11 protein-coding genes and 1 pseudogene are annotated in these 16,322 nt (G+C 72.7%); 3 read left to right on the forward strand and 9 right to left on the reverse strand.

Annotated features, from left to right (window positions below; translation table 11 throughout):
* Position 1: 1 nt before the first annotated feature.
* The 4 genes and pseudogenes from AB5J49_RS36640 to AB5J49_RS36655 all read right to left on the reverse strand — a co-directional run bounded on the left by AB5J49_RS36640 (position 2) and on the right by AB5J49_RS36655 (position 5,682).
* Entirely contained in the window at positions 2-1,681 is a 1,680-nt protein-coding gene (locus AB5J49_RS36640) for an alpha/beta hydrolase (protein ID WP_369173141.1), read from the reverse strand.
* Positions 1,682-1,805: 124 nt separating this feature from the next.
* Complete coding sequence (locus tag AB5J49_RS36645) at positions 1,806-2,603, reverse strand: TIGR04222 domain-containing membrane protein (protein WP_369173142.1); 798 nt, start codon at positions 2,601-2,603, stop codon at positions 1,806-1,808.
* Between the two features lie 103 nt (positions 2,604-2,706).
* Complete coding sequence (locus AB5J49_RS36650; RefSeq protein WP_369173143.1) at positions 2,707-3,495, reverse strand: DUF4142 domain-containing protein; 789 nt, start codon at positions 3,493-3,495, stop codon at positions 2,707-2,709.
* Positions 3,496-4,147: 652 nt separating this feature from the next.
* A pseudogene (locus AB5J49_RS36655) lies at positions 4,148-5,682 on the reverse strand (DUF692 domain-containing protein).
* A 359-nt stretch (positions 5,683-6,041) separates the two neighbouring features.
* On the opposite strand from AB5J49_RS36655, the gene AB5J49_RS36660 reads away from it, so the two are divergent.
* Positions 6,042-9,623, forward strand: a complete 3,582-nt coding sequence (locus AB5J49_RS36660; RefSeq protein ID WP_369173144.1) for an AAA family ATPase — start codon at positions 6,042-6,044, stop codon at positions 9,621-9,623.
* Positions 9,624-9,802: 179 nt separating this feature from the next.
* Here the strand turns inward: AB5J49_RS36660 and AB5J49_RS36665 are convergent, their stop codons facing one another.
* Positions 9,803-10,519 carry an aminoacyl-tRNA hydrolase gene (locus AB5J49_RS36665; RefSeq protein ID WP_369173145.1) on the reverse strand — a complete coding sequence of 239 codons (717 nt, stop codon included), beginning with the start codon at positions 10,517-10,519 and terminating at the stop codon, positions 9,803-9,805.
* 55 nt (positions 10,520-10,574) lie between these two features.
* On the opposite strand from AB5J49_RS36665, the gene AB5J49_RS36670 reads away from it, so the two are divergent.
* Together AB5J49_RS36670 and AB5J49_RS36675 are read left to right on the forward strand one after the other, a co-directional pair.
* On the forward strand, positions 10,575-11,453 hold the full coding sequence (locus AB5J49_RS36670; RefSeq protein WP_369173146.1) for an ATP-binding cassette domain-containing protein: 879 nt from the start codon (positions 10,575-10,577) through the stop codon (positions 11,451-11,453).
* The gene (locus AB5J49_RS36675) at positions 11,450-12,121 is read left to right on the forward strand and encodes an ABC transporter (RefSeq protein WP_369173147.1); all 672 of its coding nucleotides are present in this window, start codon (positions 11,450-11,452) and stop codon (positions 12,119-12,121) included. The genes AB5J49_RS36670 and AB5J49_RS36675 overlap by 4 nt, the downstream gene beginning before the upstream one ends.
* Here the strand turns inward: AB5J49_RS36675 and AB5J49_RS36680 are convergent.
* The 4 genes from AB5J49_RS36680 to AB5J49_RS36695 form a co-directional block, all read right to left on the reverse strand.
* Positions 12,113-12,304: a hypothetical protein gene (locus AB5J49_RS36680; protein WP_062705602.1), complete on the reverse strand. Its 192-nt coding sequence runs from the start codon at positions 12,302-12,304 to the stop codon at positions 12,113-12,115. The two genes, AB5J49_RS36675 and AB5J49_RS36680, sit on opposite strands and share 9 nt — an antisense overlap.
* A gap of 40 nt (positions 12,305-12,344) precedes the next feature.
* Positions 12,345-13,199 (reverse strand): polysaccharide deacetylase family protein, encoded by an 855-nt coding sequence (locus AB5J49_RS36685; RefSeq protein WP_369173148.1) that lies wholly within the window; start codon positions 13,197-13,199, stop codon positions 12,345-12,347.
* Positions 13,200-13,287: 88 nt separating this feature from the next.
* Complete coding sequence (locus AB5J49_RS36690) at positions 13,288-14,778, reverse strand: serine/threonine-protein kinase (protein WP_369173149.1); 1,491 nt, start codon at positions 14,776-14,778, stop codon at positions 13,288-13,290.
* Positions 14,779-14,843: 65 nt separating this feature from the next.
* Positions 14,844-16,232, reverse strand: a complete 1,389-nt coding sequence (locus AB5J49_RS36695) for a PhoX family protein (RefSeq protein WP_369173150.1) — start codon at positions 16,230-16,232, stop codon at positions 14,844-14,846.
* Between the last annotated feature and the right edge of the window lie 90 nt (positions 16,233-16,322).

Genomic DNA, 16,322 nt, shown 5'->3' on the forward strand with positions numbered 1-16,322 from the left:
ATCAGTGCGGTAGCCGGGCGGCCGCGGTCTCCTGGGGCCGGCCGCCCGGGTTCGTGTCGGTCTGCCGGCGCAGCTTCTTCGCCTCGGGGTCGCCCGGGCGCTCCGGCTTCGGCTCGGGGTGCCCCTCGCACGCCGCGCGTCGCGCCGGGAGGCGGCCCTCCAGCAGGTAGGCGTCGAGGTGGCCGTTGACGCAGGTGTTCGGGCCGTACGCGATGCCGTGCGTGCCGGCGTCCCGCTCGGTCACCAGGACCGAGCCCGCCAGGCGCCGGTGCATCTCCAGTGCCCCGTCGTACGGCGTGGCCGCGTCCCGCTCGGCGGCCAGGATCAGAATCGGCGGCAGCTCACCCGGCCCCGTCCGCACGTCGACGGGCTCCTGCCGGGGTGCCTGCCAGTAGGCGCACGGCAGGGTCATCCACACGTTGTCCCAGGTCTCGAACGGCGCCACGCGCGCGAGCCGCGTGTTGTCCCGGTCCCAGACCGCCCAGTCCGTCGGCCAGGGCGCGTCGTTGCACTCCACGGCCGTGTACACCGCGCTCGAGTTCTCGTCCTCGCCCGCCGCCGCTGCCTCCGTCGCCGGTGCGGCCAGCTCGACCAGCGGCTTCGCATCACCCTTCAGATACGCCGACAGCGCCTGCGCCCGCGCGGGCCAGTAGTCGTCGTAGTAACCGGTCTGCAGGAACGCCTCCTGCAACTGCCCGGTCCCGACCTTCCCGCCCGCCGGCTTCACGGCCAGCCGCGCCCGCGCCTTCTCGTAGTTGCGCAGCACCTCGTCGGAGGTGTCACCGAGCCCGTAGACGTCGTGGTGCTTGGCGACCCACTCCCGGAAGTCCTCCCACCGCCCTTCGAACGCGGCCGACTGGGCGAGGTTGTTGCGGTACCAGACCTGCGCGGGGTCGGGGTTCACCGCCGAGTCGAACACCATCCGCCGCACGTGTGAGGGGAAGAGAGTCGCGTACACCGCGCCGAAGTAGGTGCCGTACGACGCGCCCATGAACGTCAGCTTCTCCTGGCCCAGTGCGGCGCGCAGGACGTCCAGGTCACGGGCGTTGTTGAGGGAGTTGTAGTGCCGCAGGGCGCTGCCCGTGCGCTGGGCGCAGCCGCGGGCGTAGGCCTTCGCGCGGGCGATGCGCTCCTTCTTGTACGACTCCGAGGGGTACGTCGGCGCATGCGAGGGCCCCTTGGCGAGCTGCTTGGGGTCCTGGCAGGACAGCGGCGCCGAAGGTCCCACTCCGCGCGGGGCGTAGCCGACGAGGTCGTACGCGCCCGCCAGCCGCTTCCACGCGGGCAGGACACCGATCAGCGGGAAGTACAGGCTGGAGGCGCCCGGTCCGCCCGGGTTGTAGACCAGGGCACCCTGGCTCGGCACCCGGCGCTTGCTGTTGTGCGGGTCCTTGTGGGTGGCCCGCATCCGGCTGACGGTGAGCTTGATCTGCTTGCCGTCGGGATGCGCGTAGTCGAGCGGGACGGACACCGTGCCGCACTTCACGCTGTCCGGCAGTCCGTGCTTCTTCGGGCAGTTGCCGAAGGTGAGACCGGCCGCCTCGGCACGCGCCACGGCCACCGTCGTGCCGTGCCGCTCGTCGGCGCCCGGGGCGACGGCCCCGGTGCTGCCGGCCGGGGCGGCGGAGAGGGTCGTCAGGAGCATGGCCCCGGCGGCCGAATAGAGGGCGGGAGCTCTCATCGCGTATCCCTTCGCAGCACGGCAGCAACAAAAGGGATATTTCGTTTGTCTGTTGGTGAAGGCAAGCACCACCCTGCCGGTGTCGGCGTCAATGCCCCCTATGCGTCACCGAGCCCCCGAACTGTCACTCGCTCCGGTGCGATGTCTCATGGTGCGGCTCGCGGTGCGCGAACGCCGCGCGCAGGTCCGGCTCGCCGATCGCACGTACGCCCCGTACGGCGACGGCGGTCAGGCACGTACGGTCGTCCCCGCCTCGGGACCGCCGGATCAGGCCACTGAGCAGCCGCTGCCCCGCGGGGGAGGCCCATTGCGCGTACGGGTGGATCTCGACCCGGGCGATGGCGAGGCAGCTCAGGGTGAGCACGAAGGGGAGCGCGAACCAGAGGGCGACCAGATGCGCCGGCATGTCCGACTGGGCCGGCGCCAGCAGGGCGACCGCCCCCAGCGCCAGGACGACCACCGCGGCGAGCTGCACCTGCCGGACCCCGGCCGCGATCCCGCTGCGCGTTCCGTCGGGCACGGCGAGTCCCGCGCTGACCAGCCGGTCGGCGAGGCTGCCGACCGCGTCGGCGGCGGCCGCGGCGTCCCGTACCGGCTCGATCCGGGACTGGCCCTGCGGCCCGATCGCCCCTATCACCGAGCGTTCCATCTCGTCCCGGCCCCGCGGGTCGACGACCGTCGCCCAGCCGGTGCGCGCGAGCAGCAGCCGCCGCTGCCGCGCCATGGAGACGAGGGTCAGATCGGCGACCCGCCGGGGGCCGCCGGACAGGAACGCGGCCTCGTACAACGTCAGATCATGCCCCCGGCCTGCGGTCGCCTCTTTTGTTTCCGTGGCTGCGGCGTGCACGGCAGCCAGACACAGCCGCGTGCACGCGGTGCCGGCGACGGCCCAGGCCAGCAGCAGGAGAAGCACCCAGAACATGCCGTGTTTCTATGCCAAAGGCTCCGTGGAACGCCATGCCTTGTTCACAATGCGGACGGAGAGTTGCCGGTATGTGACGTTCCGGATCGGGGACTTCAGGGATTCAGGAGCCCTCGGTGTCCGCTGCGCGTGGGCTGGTCGCGGCTGGTGGGAGGGTGTACGTCGGGGACGGGGGCGGTGTCATCGGCGTGGCCGGCGCGGGGTCGGCGGTCGGGCCCGGCGGGGCGGGGGGCGGGGTGAGCGGAGGGGTGCTGTCGGCGACCATGTCCCGGGCCAGGGCGTCGTAGTCGACGTAACCGGTGGCCTCCAGGACCGTGATGTGGTCCAGCACCGTGGTGTTGGCGTCGTCGGCCAGCTTGCGCACGAGGGAGTTGCGTGTGCCGGCCCGCACCTGGGCGACGACGGAGAACACCTTGCCGTGCGCCAGCCGCAGAATGTTGGCGAACTGCCGGTCGTACTCGACGCCTTGGGCCGAGTTCAGGGTGGCCAGCCACTCCTGCTGCTGCTCGGTGGGTTCGTTGGGCAGCTGCAGGCTGAGCTTGGCGGCGACGTCACGCACCCGCTCGTCCAGGAACGCGTGCCCCTCGATCAGGTGCCGCCCCGCGGTCCGTACGGCCGGCGTCATGCCCTTCTGCTGCGCCTGCCGGCCGGCGGGCAGCTCCCACAGCCCGGCCAGCCGGACCTTCGTGATGAAGTCGCGGTCGAGGGCGGACAGCGGTCCGTACCCGGTCGAGACGGTCCCGGCGTTGAGTACGTCCAGACCGGTCCCGGACCGGTCGGCGTACGACCAGATCGGGAAGATCATCGCCAGCAGTGTCGCCGTCAGGCCCGTGATGATGAGCCCGGTGCCGCTGAAGATGCCTCTGCCGTTGATGGGGGGTCGCGGTCGCATGGTGCCTCCTGTTGCGGCACCGCACGTTAGTGCGCTTCGGGGGTTGGATTGGCATATTACTGCGGGGTACCTCAGGGTCTACGCCAACTGCCGTACCGGAGCGAATGGTTGCAACGGGGGTGGATACGGGCGAATGGGGGAGGAGGGGTGGGTGGCTTACGGTGGCAAAGGTGGGTGAAACGGGTCCCCCGGCCATGTCGCGGATTGGGCTGTTAACCCCGGCACACTCTGAGGGGCGGGGGCGTCCAGTGGGGGAGCGGGAGTTGGCGTAGGCGGGGTCCGTCAGGCTGTGGGTGCGGAGCCGATGGGGCGTGAGACGGTTGCCGACGCGATCCGCCCCACCGCGCAACAACTCCCGTGCCACTCCGACGCCAACGGCGGACGTCGGGCCGCCCCCGTGGACCAGCCCTGGCGGCCTTGGCAGCTCCGGCGGCCCCGGTCGCCCCGGTCACGTCGGTCTCCCGGCCGTCCCGGTCACGTTGGTCCCTCGGTCACCTTGGCCACCCTGGCCCCTCGGCCATCCGGGCCGTCCCGGTCGCCTTGGTCATCGCGCTCACCTTGGCCACGTCGGCCCTCGGCCATTGGTCCCTCAGCCATCCCGCTCACCCCGGCCACTCCGCCTACCCCCGTCGCACGCCGGGCCGTAGCCCGCTCACCGGCGCAGCAGCACTCGCCGTGTGGCGCGGGCAGCCGCACCCCCGGCCGCCGCGATCGTGGCTTCGGGCCCGACCGCTCCAGCCACCACTCCCGCAACTCCGCCCGCACCCGTGCGTCCTCGAGCCGACCCTCGGCCAGCAGATACCCGGCGAAGCCCAGCGCGTCGCGTCGATAGCCGTCGGTCATCGGGTGCCCGTGGCTGTATGCGAGGAACGCCCGCCGATACCCGTCCCCGAGAATCACCGGCAACTCGGGCGCGACCTTGGCCACGACGTCCGCCCGCTTCCCGGCGAGCGCCCGCGCCTGCACGCCGAGCCGCACCCGGTCGAACCCCTCCGGCACGGGCGTCCCGGCGACGAGCGCGGACAACAGCGCGGCCTGCGCGAGAGACAACCGCTGCCGAGCGGGATCGGCGCACGACCCGGCCGCCCCCGCCCCCTCCGGCTCACGTACCGCCTGCTGCGAGGTTCCCTCCACAGGCGCCGGACCAGGAGAGGCCTCCGTCGACGCCGCCCCGCCCGCGGGCGCCCCCATCCCGGACGCCTCTTCCGAGCGACGCACCTCCGCGAATGCCCTCCTCCCGGACGGCGCTCCCGCGGTCGGTCCCTCCGCGCGCGGCGCTCCCGCAGTCGGCTCCACCATGGGCGGCCTTCCCGCAACCGGCCCCTCCGCGTACGGCCCCGCGGCAGCCGCCCCCCGCTCGGCGCCCCCCTTCTCCAAAGCGCTCCGAATCGCCCCCAACTCCCGCTCCAGCTCTGCCGGTTCGGGGAAGTTCTCGTCTCGTTCCAGCAGGACGCCCGGCGGGGAGACACGGGACGCGAGGTCGGTGAGGATGTCGAGGACCGGCTCCGGGACGGGGTGGGCGTGGCTGTCGTGCCAGACGCCGTCGCGTTCGAAGCCGCCCGCGACATGGACGTACGCGATGGCCTCCAGCGGAAGTTCGGCGAGCGCCTTGGCGGGGTCCTCGCCCCGGTTGACGTGGTTGGTGTGCAGGTTGGCGACGTCGATGAGGAGGCGTACGCCCGTGCGGTCGGCGAGTTCGTACAGGAACTGCCCCTCGGTCATCTCCTCGCCCGGCCACGCGATCAGCGCGGCGATGTTCTCCACGGCCAGCGGTACGGGCAGCGCGTCCTGGGCGATACGGACGTTCTCGCACAGCACGTCGAGGGCGTCCCGGGTGCGGGGGACCGGCAGGAGGTGCCCCGCCTCCAGGCGCGGGGACGCCGTCAGCGGACCGCCCGCCCGTACGAACGCGATGTGCTCGGTGACCAGCGGTGACCCCAGTGCCTCCACCCGCTCGGCGAGCGCGGCGAGCCGCTCGGCGTCGGGCCGGTCCGCGCCGCCGAGGCCCAGCGAGACGCCGTGCGGGATCACCGTCACCCCGCGCTCCCGCAGCCGTACCAGAGACTCGGGCAGATGCCCGGGGCAGACGTTCTCGGCGACCGTCTCGACCCAGTCGATGCCCGGCATTCGCTCCACGGCGTCCGCGATCTCCGGACGCCATCCGATCCCCGTGCCCAGTCGCTTCATCGTCCCCTCCTCGGCCTCTTCCGTACCCGCTGCCCCGTCTCCTCGGACGTGCCGGATGTGACGGGGGTATGGCCCCGCGGGTCCCGCCCGAACCTCGCGGGCGGCACCTTCAGAGCAACATTTGAGGTTGGGAAACCGCGCCCCGCACCCCGTGCCCCGCGAACGGCCGCTGCAAGGTCCTACGCGCAGGGCGCCGCGGCCGTTCAAACGCCCGGCGCCTGCGGTGCGGATCGGAGGCGTGTCTGAGCTGCCCGGCTGTGACGCGGCCCCCGACTTCCGCGCGGTTGCCCGGGTTGGTTCGGTGCGCGGGATAGCGGGCCCGCAGTATGGGTATTCCCCCGATCAGGGGGGCGAGCGAGTTGACTCGAAGACCGCTGCACCGTACTTGGGCAGGGCTCACCCGCTGGACGGCCGCGGTGATCGTGCTCACCGGAGCCACCGCGCTGTCCGCCTTGGCCACCGGGGCGGGCTCGCTGTGGATCGCGGTCGTGCCCGGGCTCGCCCTGTCGATCGCGGGGCTCGTCGCCCAGGTGCTGGTCGACAACAGGAACAGCGCCGGGAACCAGCCGGTTTGGACGGGACACCGGCCGCCCTATCCGGGCCTGGAGGCGTTCACCGACGACGACGCCGCCGTGTTCTTCGGCCGCGGCGCCGAGACCGACGAGTTGACCGACCGGCTCCATCCCGCCGTTCGCGGGTCCAGGCGGCAGTTCGTCGCCGTCGTCGGCCCCTCGGGCAGCGGCAAGTCGTCCCTCGTGCAGGCCGGTCTCGTCCCGGCCCTTTCCCGGCGCCGTACCGCCTGGCTGGTGCTTCCGCCGCTGAGGCCGGGTGGCCACCCTCTGCGCAGTCTGGCCCAGGCGCTCGCCGCCTCATCCTTAGCCGCCTCTGCAGGCGCCAGGCCCTCGGCAGTCGAAGAACAGCTGCGAGACGGAGGTGCCGAGGAGCTTGTGCGGTTGGTGGACGAGTTGCGGGTGTCCGGCCGCCGACGGGGTGCCGCAGCTGTCCTCCTGGTCGTGGACCAGTTCGAGGAGCTGTTCACCCAGACCGCCCCAGCAGCGCGCGAGGGGTTCCTCAGTCTGCTGCAGGCCACGTTGGAACGCGATCCCGCTCTCTGGGTAGTGGCCACTTTGCGGTCGGAGTTCCTGACTCCGCTGCTGGCGTCGTCCTTCGCCCCCTTCGTACAGCGGCCGGTGATGGTGGGCGTCCTGGGCAGGGACGCGCTCGGGCAGATCGTCGAGGAGCCGGCCGCGCTCGCCGGCCTGCGCTTCTCCCCCGGGGTAGTGGCCCGGATCGTCGATGACACCGGCAGCGGTGATGCTCTGCCACTGCTCGCCTTCACGCTCCAGCAGCTCTTTCTGCGCGTGCGCGACAGCGGCGTCGTAAGGCGCGAGGACTACGACCGGCTCGGCGGGGTCAGCGGCGCGCTCGTCCGGCAGGCCGAGAACGTGTGTGCGGAACTGGGCGCCCGAGGGATCGACGAACCCGACATCCTGGGTGTCGTCTCCCGGTTCGTGACCCTCGACGGCAGTGAACCCACCCGGCGTCGTGTGCGGCGCGAGGCCTTCGGCCCGGCCGAACTGGAAGTCGTGGACGCCTTTGTGGAGGCGAGGCTGCTCACCACCCGGCCCGGTGACGGCGGGGTCGTCGTGGATGTCGCCCACGAAGCGCTGTTTCGCCACTGGGCCCCGCTGCGTCAGGACCTCGAAGCGCGGACCGACCAACTGCGCAGACGGTCCCAGGTGGAGCGCTGGGCCCAGGAGTGGGATCGCAGCCGGCGCGACCGCAGCCATCTGTTGCGGGACGAGCGTCTGCGAGCCGTGATGCGCTGGCTGGACGAGCAGCCCGGGCTGTGGGAGGAGGGCTCACTGGCGTACGAGTTCCTGGAGACCTCGCGCCGCAACGACAATGCCTGGCTGGAACGGTTGTCCGACGCGGTGGCGCAGCAGGCGCGCCTCACCACGGAGGTCGACCCGGAGCTGGCGCTGCTGCTGGCCGTCGCCGCCGTGGAGGAGTGCGCCCCGCGGGCCGCCGCGTTCGAGGCGCTCCATGCGGCGCTGGAGGCGTCCCGGCAGCGTGCTGTCCTCACCGGGCACACCGGGTGGGTGTGGGACGTCGTCTGGTCTCCGGACGGGCGTCGGCTGCTCTCCGTGTCTCACGACCACACCGCACGGGTGTGGGACGTGGAGCGGGGTGAGCAGACACGCGTGCTCCAGGGGCACTCGCGGCAGGTCGAGGCCGCGGCCTGGGCACCGGACGGCAGCGCGGTCGTGACGGCGAGTCAGGACGGAACCGCCCGCGTCTGGGACGCCACCACGGGCGAGGAACTCGCCGTACTCCTCGGCCACGAGCACCGTCTGACCTCGGTGGCCTGGTCACCCGCCGGTGATGCCGTGGCCACCGGCGCACGCGATCACACGGTGCGTCTTTGGGACCCGCGCACCGGGGAGTGCGCGGCACTGCTGGCCGGGCATCAGGACTGGGTGACGTCGGTGCGTTTCTCCCCCGACGGCACCCGCCTCGCCACGGCTTCGGGCGACCGCACGGTGCGCCTGTGGGACCTGTCGGCGCTTGGTTCGGACGCGGTGGCCACCGAGCTGACCGGACATCGCGGCTGGATCGACGCGGTGGACTGGTCACCTGACGGGACCCGCCTGGTGACTGGATCCCGCGACCGCACCGCACGGATGTGGGACGCGGCCGACGGTCAACAGCGGCTGGTCATGCACGGCCATCGACGAGACCTCACCGCTGTGACGTGGTCGCCGGACGGGAACCGCCTCGCCACCGCTTCGCGGGATGCCACCGCCCGATTGTGGAGCGCCGACGACGGCGCCGCCCGTCTGGTGCTGCGCGGACACAAGGATTGGGTGACGGCAGCCGGGTGGTCTCCGGACAGTGGTCGCATCGCCACTGCTTCCCGGGACGCGACCATCCGGTTGTGGGACGCCCGGCCCAGCTCCGAACGGCTGCTCCTGTCGGATCACACCGGGTGGGTGCGCACCGTGTCCTGGTCTCCGGACTCCACCGCGCTGGCTACTGGTTCCCGTGATGCGACCGCCCGGATCTGGGACGCCCGCACCGGTGTGCAGACACAGCTGTTGCACCACGAAGGTGAGGTGCGTGGCTGCCACTGGTCGCCCGACGGGGGGCTCCTCGTCACCAGCTCGTACGACCACACCGTGCGGGTCTGGGACGTGGGCACCGGAGCCGTTCGGCTCATACTGACGGGACATCAGGAGGGGGTGCGCAGAGCTCTGTTCAGTCCCGACGGTGGCCGCATCGCCAGCTGCGGCCGGGACGACACGGTGCGGGTGTGGGATCTCGGCTCGGGCGAACCGCTCATGGTCCTCGAAGGGCACGAGGCGATGGTGCGTTCCCTGGTGTGGTCGCCCGACGGACGCCATCTGCTCAGTGGCTCGAACGATGCGACGGCCAGGGTGTGGCGGGTCGAGGACGGAACGCGGATCGCCACCCTCGACGCGCACGACGACGCGGTGAACGCAGTGGGCTGGTCGCCCGACGGCCGCCTCATGACCACGGCGTCCCGGGATCGCACGGTGCGCGTATGGCGTCTTCCGGAGCAGTGGGCGCAACCGCCCGAGCTCGTGCACCTGCTGCAGCAGGAAGACGTCGTCCGTGATCTCGCCTGGTCACCGTGCGGCACGCGGCTCGCCCTCGCCTACGACGACTGCACTGCCCGGATATGGCACCTCGCGGAAGAGGTCGAACTGGCTGTGCTGCGTGGCCATGAGGCCTGGGTCGAGGGCGTCGGCTGGTCCGCGGACGGGGCACAGCTGGCGACGGCCTCGGGGGACGGGACGGCGCGGGTGTGGCCCGCGGTGCGGGACAAGGCGGCGCTGCTCGCCATTGCCCACAGCCGTGTTTCCCGCAGCCTCACAGCGCAGGAGCGGCACCGCTTCCTCCTGCCGGAAACCGGCTGACAGAGCACGCCGACCCAGGACGGGCCGGCTTCCTGCCCGGCATCGCAGTGCCGGGCCCGCTCAGCCTGTGGGACATCCTCGACAAGATCCGCGCGTACTGGCTCCCGCACGGTGAACTGTCGGTGCGAGGCGCCCGACGCGGCACGCCGTGTGCTCATCCGGCTCCAGCGGCTGGGCGCCTACCGCAGCGCCGGGTGATCGGCGACGACCGTGCACGACCCGGGCGCGATCTCCGTGAACCCCGCGTCCCGCACCAACGGCAGTCCACTGGTCGTCAGCCCGGCCCAGCGCCCCGGCTGCGCGGTCCGTACGGCGAGCGGGAACCCCGCCTCGCGCCAGGCGCCGCGCTCCTCGTCCGACAGCTCCCACCAGGCGAGCTGCGCCGCGTGCCCCGCCTGAGCCATCGTCTTGCCGGCCGACATGTCGAGTTCGGGGTTCAGCCAGAGCACCGGCGCCGACGGATCGGCGTCCACGGGCCGCTCCGGATCGTCGAGGTCGGTCCCGGACACCTGGAGCTTCGCCAGTTCCTTGGGCCACCCGTCCAGGGGCACGGGCGGGAACACCCGCACCTCGGCCGACTTGCCGGTGACAGTGATGCCCGGCAGCCCTTCGGCCCGCCGCCATTCGGCGCCGCGAGCCCGCCGCACCACCTTGCGGATACGGGCGTCCTGCCAGTCCCGGACGGCCTCGGCCCACTCGCCTTCGCCGAGGGACCGCTCGTCGCTCAGCATGACCAGCACGGCGCGGGCGGCGGTTTCCAGGGCGTCCGTACGGGGCGGGGGAGCGGCCCGCTCGATGCGGACGACGAGGGGCAGGACGAACTGAGGTCCCTCGTCGCGCGTCGAAGGCTCGGTGCGAAAGGGGCTGTCGCCGGGAACGGACGGATCACTGGTCACGTCCTCCAGTCTGCCAGGCGGAAGATCCGTTCCCCGGCGGGAGAGGATGGGCCCCATGCAACGCGATCTTCGACTGGACAACGTAGGCCGCCGCTACGGCATACGCGGCCCATGGGTCTTACGCGGCGTCCACCTCACCGTGCCCCCCGGCACCCTCATCCGCATCGACGGCCCCAACGGCACCGGCAAGTCCACCCTCCTGCGCCTCCTGGCCCGCTTGGACGCCCCCTCCGAAGGCCGCGTCACCGGCCGCCCCCGCACCGCGTACGTCCCCGAGCGCTTCCCCACGGCCCTCCCCTTCACCGCCCTCGGCTACCTGACCCACCTCGGCACGGTCCACGGCCTGTCCCGGCCGGCGGCCACCCGCTCCGCCCTGGAGTGGCTCGACCGCTTCGGCGCCGCCTCGTACGCCCGTACGCCGATGGCCCAGCTGTCGAAGGGCAGCAGCCAGAAGGTCGCCGTCGTACAGGCCCTCCTCGCCGAACCGGAGCTGCTCGTCCTGGACGAGGCGTGGACCGGCCTCGACGCCGACGCCCGCGCGGAGCTGGAGCGTGCCGTCGCCGAACGCACGGCGGGCGGCACCGCCGTGGTCTTCGTGGACCACGACCCGAGCCGCCTGGCGGGCGCGCCCGACGCGACGTACACCGTGCGCGACGCGGCCCTGGACCGCCGTACGGAACAGGTTCCTTCGGATCCCGCCGGCCCGCACGTGATCGTCGTCGTCCAGGGCCCGCGCGGCGGACAACTCCCCACCGACGTGCCCCGCACCGTCACCTCGGTCGAGGAAGCCACGCCGGGCACCCATCGCCTCACCGTCCCCGCGTCCCACTCGGACGTCCTCCTGCGCACCCTGCTGACCGCCCGCCCGCCATGGCACGTGGTGAGCGTGAGTCAGGAGAGACCTGCCCGAACCGACACCGAGAGCCGCCGATGAACGCCCTCCTCCGCTACCAGGCCGCCCTGCTGGCCCGCTCGCAGCGCTGGCTGCCGCCGTTCATCCTGTACGCCGTCTTCCTCGGCGTCGGTGTGCAGAGCGGGCAGCCCGTGCTCGACTCGCTCGGCTACGCGGCCGCCGCCCTGCTGCCCGTCGCCGCCTGGCTGGTGCGGATCTGCGTCACCAACGAGCCGCCCGCCGCCCGCAGTTGTGTCGCCGCGGCCGTCGGCCCGGGGCGGGCGCACCTCGCCGCGCTGCTGGTGGCACTGGCCGCGGCGGCGGCCCTCGGCACGGTGGCGATCGTCGTCGTCACCCTGATCAGCGACCCGGTCAGTGCCGACCAGCAGACCCGTGTGCCGCGGTGGCCCGCGGGCGCCGCCGGGCTGCTCGCCGCGCTGGCCTGCGCCCTGCTCGGCACCGCCGTCGGCGCCCTCACCGCCTGGCCGCTGCTGCGCTCGACCGGCCGCGCGGTGCCCACGATGCTGCTCGCGGCCCTGCTGTCGGTGGTGGTGACCGGTTCCCCGGCCCACGCGGCGGTCAGCGGCCTGGTCACCGGCTCCCGCTCGGGCACGGTTCCGCTGCCCCTGCTGCCCCTGGCCGCGGCGGCCCTGCTCACGGCGGCGGCGATCGCCACGGCCTGCGTGCTCACCTCCCGCAGATCACCCTGAGCAGGCCGTGCGCTGCGCCTCCTGCCACTCGCACACCGGGCAGAGCGTGATCCCCTTGTAGGACTCCGGGTACTCCGTCGGCTCCCGGCACAGCACGCACTCCGCATAGGGCGGCCCGTCGGCCTTGGGTGGCCTGGTCGCGTCGATCAGGCAGTAGTCGGTCGTGGGCTGTTCCTCGCTCATGTCTCCAGCGTACGAGGCTCATGTCCGAGGCGAACCGGCGTCACCGCCGCCCGCGGGCAGCCCCGATCAGCTCGGAAACCTTGACGAACCGGAAGCCCTTCCCGCGCAGCTCGGGCACGACCCTGCGGACCACCCGCTCGGTCGTCGGAGCGGCACTGAGCGTGCAGTGCAGGACGACCACGGACCCGGGCCGCACCCCGTCCAGCACGTCCTGGGCGACCGCGCGGGCGTCCGTCGCGAACGCGTCCCCGCTCACCACGTCCCACTGCACGGCGGTGACACCCGCAGGGGTCAGCGCCTTCAGAGCACGCCGGTCGTAACAGCCGCCGGGAAACCGGAAGTACGGCATCGCGTCCCGTACCCCCACCTTCCGGAACGCGGCGTACGCCCGCTCCACATCCGCCCGCATCCGCTCCTCGTCGACGGTCGGCAGCCCGTAGCAGTCGTCGGTGAAGGCGTGGTGGCTGTACGAGTGGTTGGCGACCTCGAAGAGCGGGTCCCGCCCGATGGCCCGGGCCTGCCCCGGATACTGCTCGGCCCACCGGCCCGTCATGAACACGGTCGCCGGCACCTTCAGCTCCCGCAGGGCCGCGACGAGCCCCGGATTGTCGAACCGCTCGCCGCTCACCGCCCGCGGTCCCTGATCGGAGGTCATGTCTGCATCGAAGGTGAGCGCGACGGTCTTGTCCCTCGCACGGGGGCCATGCTCGAAGACGGGCGTCAGGCCGGCGGGGCCGGGCGCGAGGGTCGGGGGCTTGGCCGCGGAGGAGGAGGCGGCGGTGGCGCTGGGTGCCGGGAGGGGAGCGCGCGTCGCCTCGGGCGCACACGAGGCGAGTGCGCCCAGCGCCGCGCCCAGGGCGCAGACGGCCGTGACGCGTCGTACAAGAGTGATCACCGCATGAAGATATGAGGATCAACTGGTCATATCGGTGCATCGACGGCCCCCGCCGGGACCGTGTCACTCGCCCGGCGGGCCGGTCGTCTCAGTCGGTGCGGGTGCAGGAGCCCGTCGGTGCGGTCACCGGAGGGCGGCACTGGAGGGTGGAGTCGGCCGCGTCCGTGCTCAGGTAGCGGCCGAGGCAGGTGTTCACCGTCGTTCGGCCGCGCTCGGCGCAGAAGGTCAGGGCGGCGCGGCCGTCGGTGAAGGGGCCGGGGGCGTAGATCACCCAGTAACCGCCGTGCAGGGAGGCGTAGTCGTCGCTGCGCACGACGGTCGCCTCCGGCACGGATCGGCGGATGGTGGCGAGTCGCCGGTCGCGGGCGGCGGTGCCCGAGGCGATGGGTTCGGAGTGGAGCTGGGCGATCCAGCGGCCTTCCGGCGCACCGACGGGGGTGCCGCCGGAGGCCGTCGGGCTGGGAGTCGGTGCGGGGGACGGCTGCCGCGGCGTCGGGCTCGGGGTGGAACTCGTGGCCGCCGGTGTCGTGGTGCTGCCGGCCTTGTCGTCACCCTCGCCGTCGCCGGGGCGCAGCGCGAAGGCCAGAGCCGTCGCCGTGGCGATCACCAGCGCCGCGCTCGCGGCCACCACCAGTGGTGTACGGCGTCGAGGGCCCCGCGACCGCTGCGCAAGCGTCGGGTGCGTGATGTCCGGCCGGGTGGGGACAGGCTGCGCGGTCGGCGTCCGGTGCTGCGGGGCACCGGCGTTCAGTGTCGGTCGAACCCAGCGCGCTGCCGCCCCCGCCTCCACCTCCGCCAGCATCGCGTCCAGCCGGGCGGCCTCGGGGCGGGCCGCCGGGTCGCGCACCAGCAGGGCGTCGAGCACCGGCGTCAGCGGGCCCGAGCGGGTCGGTGCCGGGAGCGGGGCGTCGAGTACGGCGGCCAGGGTGGCGAGGGTGGTGGGGCGGCGCAAGGGACTGACGCCCTCCACGCACACGTACAGGACCACGCCCAGCGACCACAGGTCGGCGGCCGGGTCGTCGTCGTGCCCCCGGATCCGCTCCGGGGCCATGTACTCGGGCGAACCGACGAGCTCGCCGGTGGCCGTGAGGGCCGTCGTGCCCTGCAGGGCGGCGATGCCGAAGTCGGTGAGGACGGCGTCGCCGTCGGGCCGCAGGAGGATGTTGGCGGGTTTGACGTCCCGGTGCTGGATGCCCGCCGCGTGCGCGGCCCGCAGCGCGGCGAGCACCTGGCGGCCGAGGCGGGCCGCCTCCACCGGGGTCAACGGGCCGTCGTCCAGCCGACGTTGGAGCGAGATGCCGGGCACCAGCTCCATCACGATCCACGGATGCGGATCGGCGGCCACGATCTGATGAACCGTCACCACATGCGGATGGTTGAGCCGGGCCAGCGCCCGCGCCTCCCGCATCACCCGCTCGCGCACCAGGCCGACCGTGTCCGCGTCGGACCGGACCGCCTTGAGCGCGACCTCGCGGTGCAGCACCGTGTCACGAGCCCGCCACACGGTGCCCATTCCGCCACTGCCGAGCCGCTCCACCAGCTCGAACCGGCCGTCGACGACATCCCCCGGAGCGTTCATGCGGCACAGGTTAGAGGACGCCGGAGAGGCGACCTCCGCTTGGGGAGGCGTGACGCGGGGGGAGGCTACCTGCGCCAGGGCCCCGTCACCGCGAACGTCGTACCCGGCGTGTAGCAGTTGACGTACATCGTCCGGCCGTCGGGCGAGAAGGTGACCCCGGCGAACTCGCCCCACTCCGGTTCCGCGGGGGTCCCAATGTTCTGGGCGTTGCGCGCCATCGCGTACACCTCGCCCTGTCGCGTCACGCCGAAGACGTGCTGGGCGCCGTTGCCGTCCTCGCACACCATCAGGCCGCCGCTGGGGGCGAGGCAGATGTTGTCCGGGGACTCGCCGGGGAGCTGCAGGTTCGTGTCGGGACCGAAGACGATCACCAGGGTGAGGCGGCGCGCCGTGGGGTCGTAGCGCCAGACCTGGCCGTAGTGGTCCGCCGCCGAGCCCTCCGCTCTGCGGGCGAAGGAGGAGACGAAGTAGACGTTGCGGCCGCCCCAGTAGCAACCCTCCAGCTTCTGCGCGTGGGTGATGCCCTTGGGGCCGAAGTCCTGGTGGCGGATGGGGGTTTGGGCGGCGAGCGGGTCCGGTACGTCGACCCACTCGATCTTCTCGAAGCTCGCGCCCGTCTCCTGGATCGAGGAGAGGTCGCGGACCCCCGGCACGCGCATCGCCTGGAGGCGGCCGCCCGCGCGCAGGGTGCCCAGGCTGCCGTGCGTCTGGTGGGGCAGGAAGCGGTAGAAGAGGCCGAAGGGCTTCTCGAAGGCGTCCTCGGTCTCGTAGACGATGCCGCGCCGCGGGTCCACCGCGATCGCCTCGTGCTGGAAGCGGCCCATCGCGGTCAGCGGGACCGCGCCGGAGCGGTGCGGGGTGGCCGGGTCGACCTCGAAGATGAAGCCGTGGTCCTTGGTGTAGCCGTTGGTGCCCGCCCTGTCCTCGGTCTCCTCGCAGGTCAGCCAGGTGCCCCAAGGCGTGGGCCCGCCCGCGCAGTTGACGGCCGTACCGGCGATGGCGACGCGCTCGGACAGGACCCGGCCCTGCGCGTCCAGCGTCAGCGCCGTGCAGCCGCCCTTGCCCGCCGGGTCGTAGGTGAGGCCCTCGACGGTCGGGACGGGGATCTTCGCGGTGACGCGGTTCTCGTGGTTGCGCACCAGGTGGACGCGGCCGTGCCGGCCGGGCAGGGCCGTCATGCCGTCGTGGTTGGACGGGACCAGGCCCTCGCCGGAGCGGAGCCGGTCGCCCTCGCGGGAGAGGACCTGGTAGGAGAAACCTTCCGGCAGGTCGAGCAGGCCCTTCGGGTCGGGGACCAGCGGGCCGTATCCGGTGTGACCCAGGTTCTGTGCGGCGGCGGTGCCCGCGAAGAGTTCGGTGAGTTCTCCGGCGAAGGCGATCGAGACGCCCAACGCGCCGGTGCGGGCGAGGAGCTGACGGCGTGTCGTACGACCGGCGGTGGTGTTTTCGGGCATGGGGCAACCTTCCTGCTGGCGGACAGGAACTGTGACCCCGCCGTGTCTATCACCTGGTGCGAGTCCCGGGAACCACGCGCGTAGCGTGTG

This window comes from Streptomyces sp. R28 (assembly GCF_041052385.1).
GTDB lineage: Bacteria > Actinomycetota > Actinomycetes > Streptomycetales > Streptomycetaceae > Streptomyces.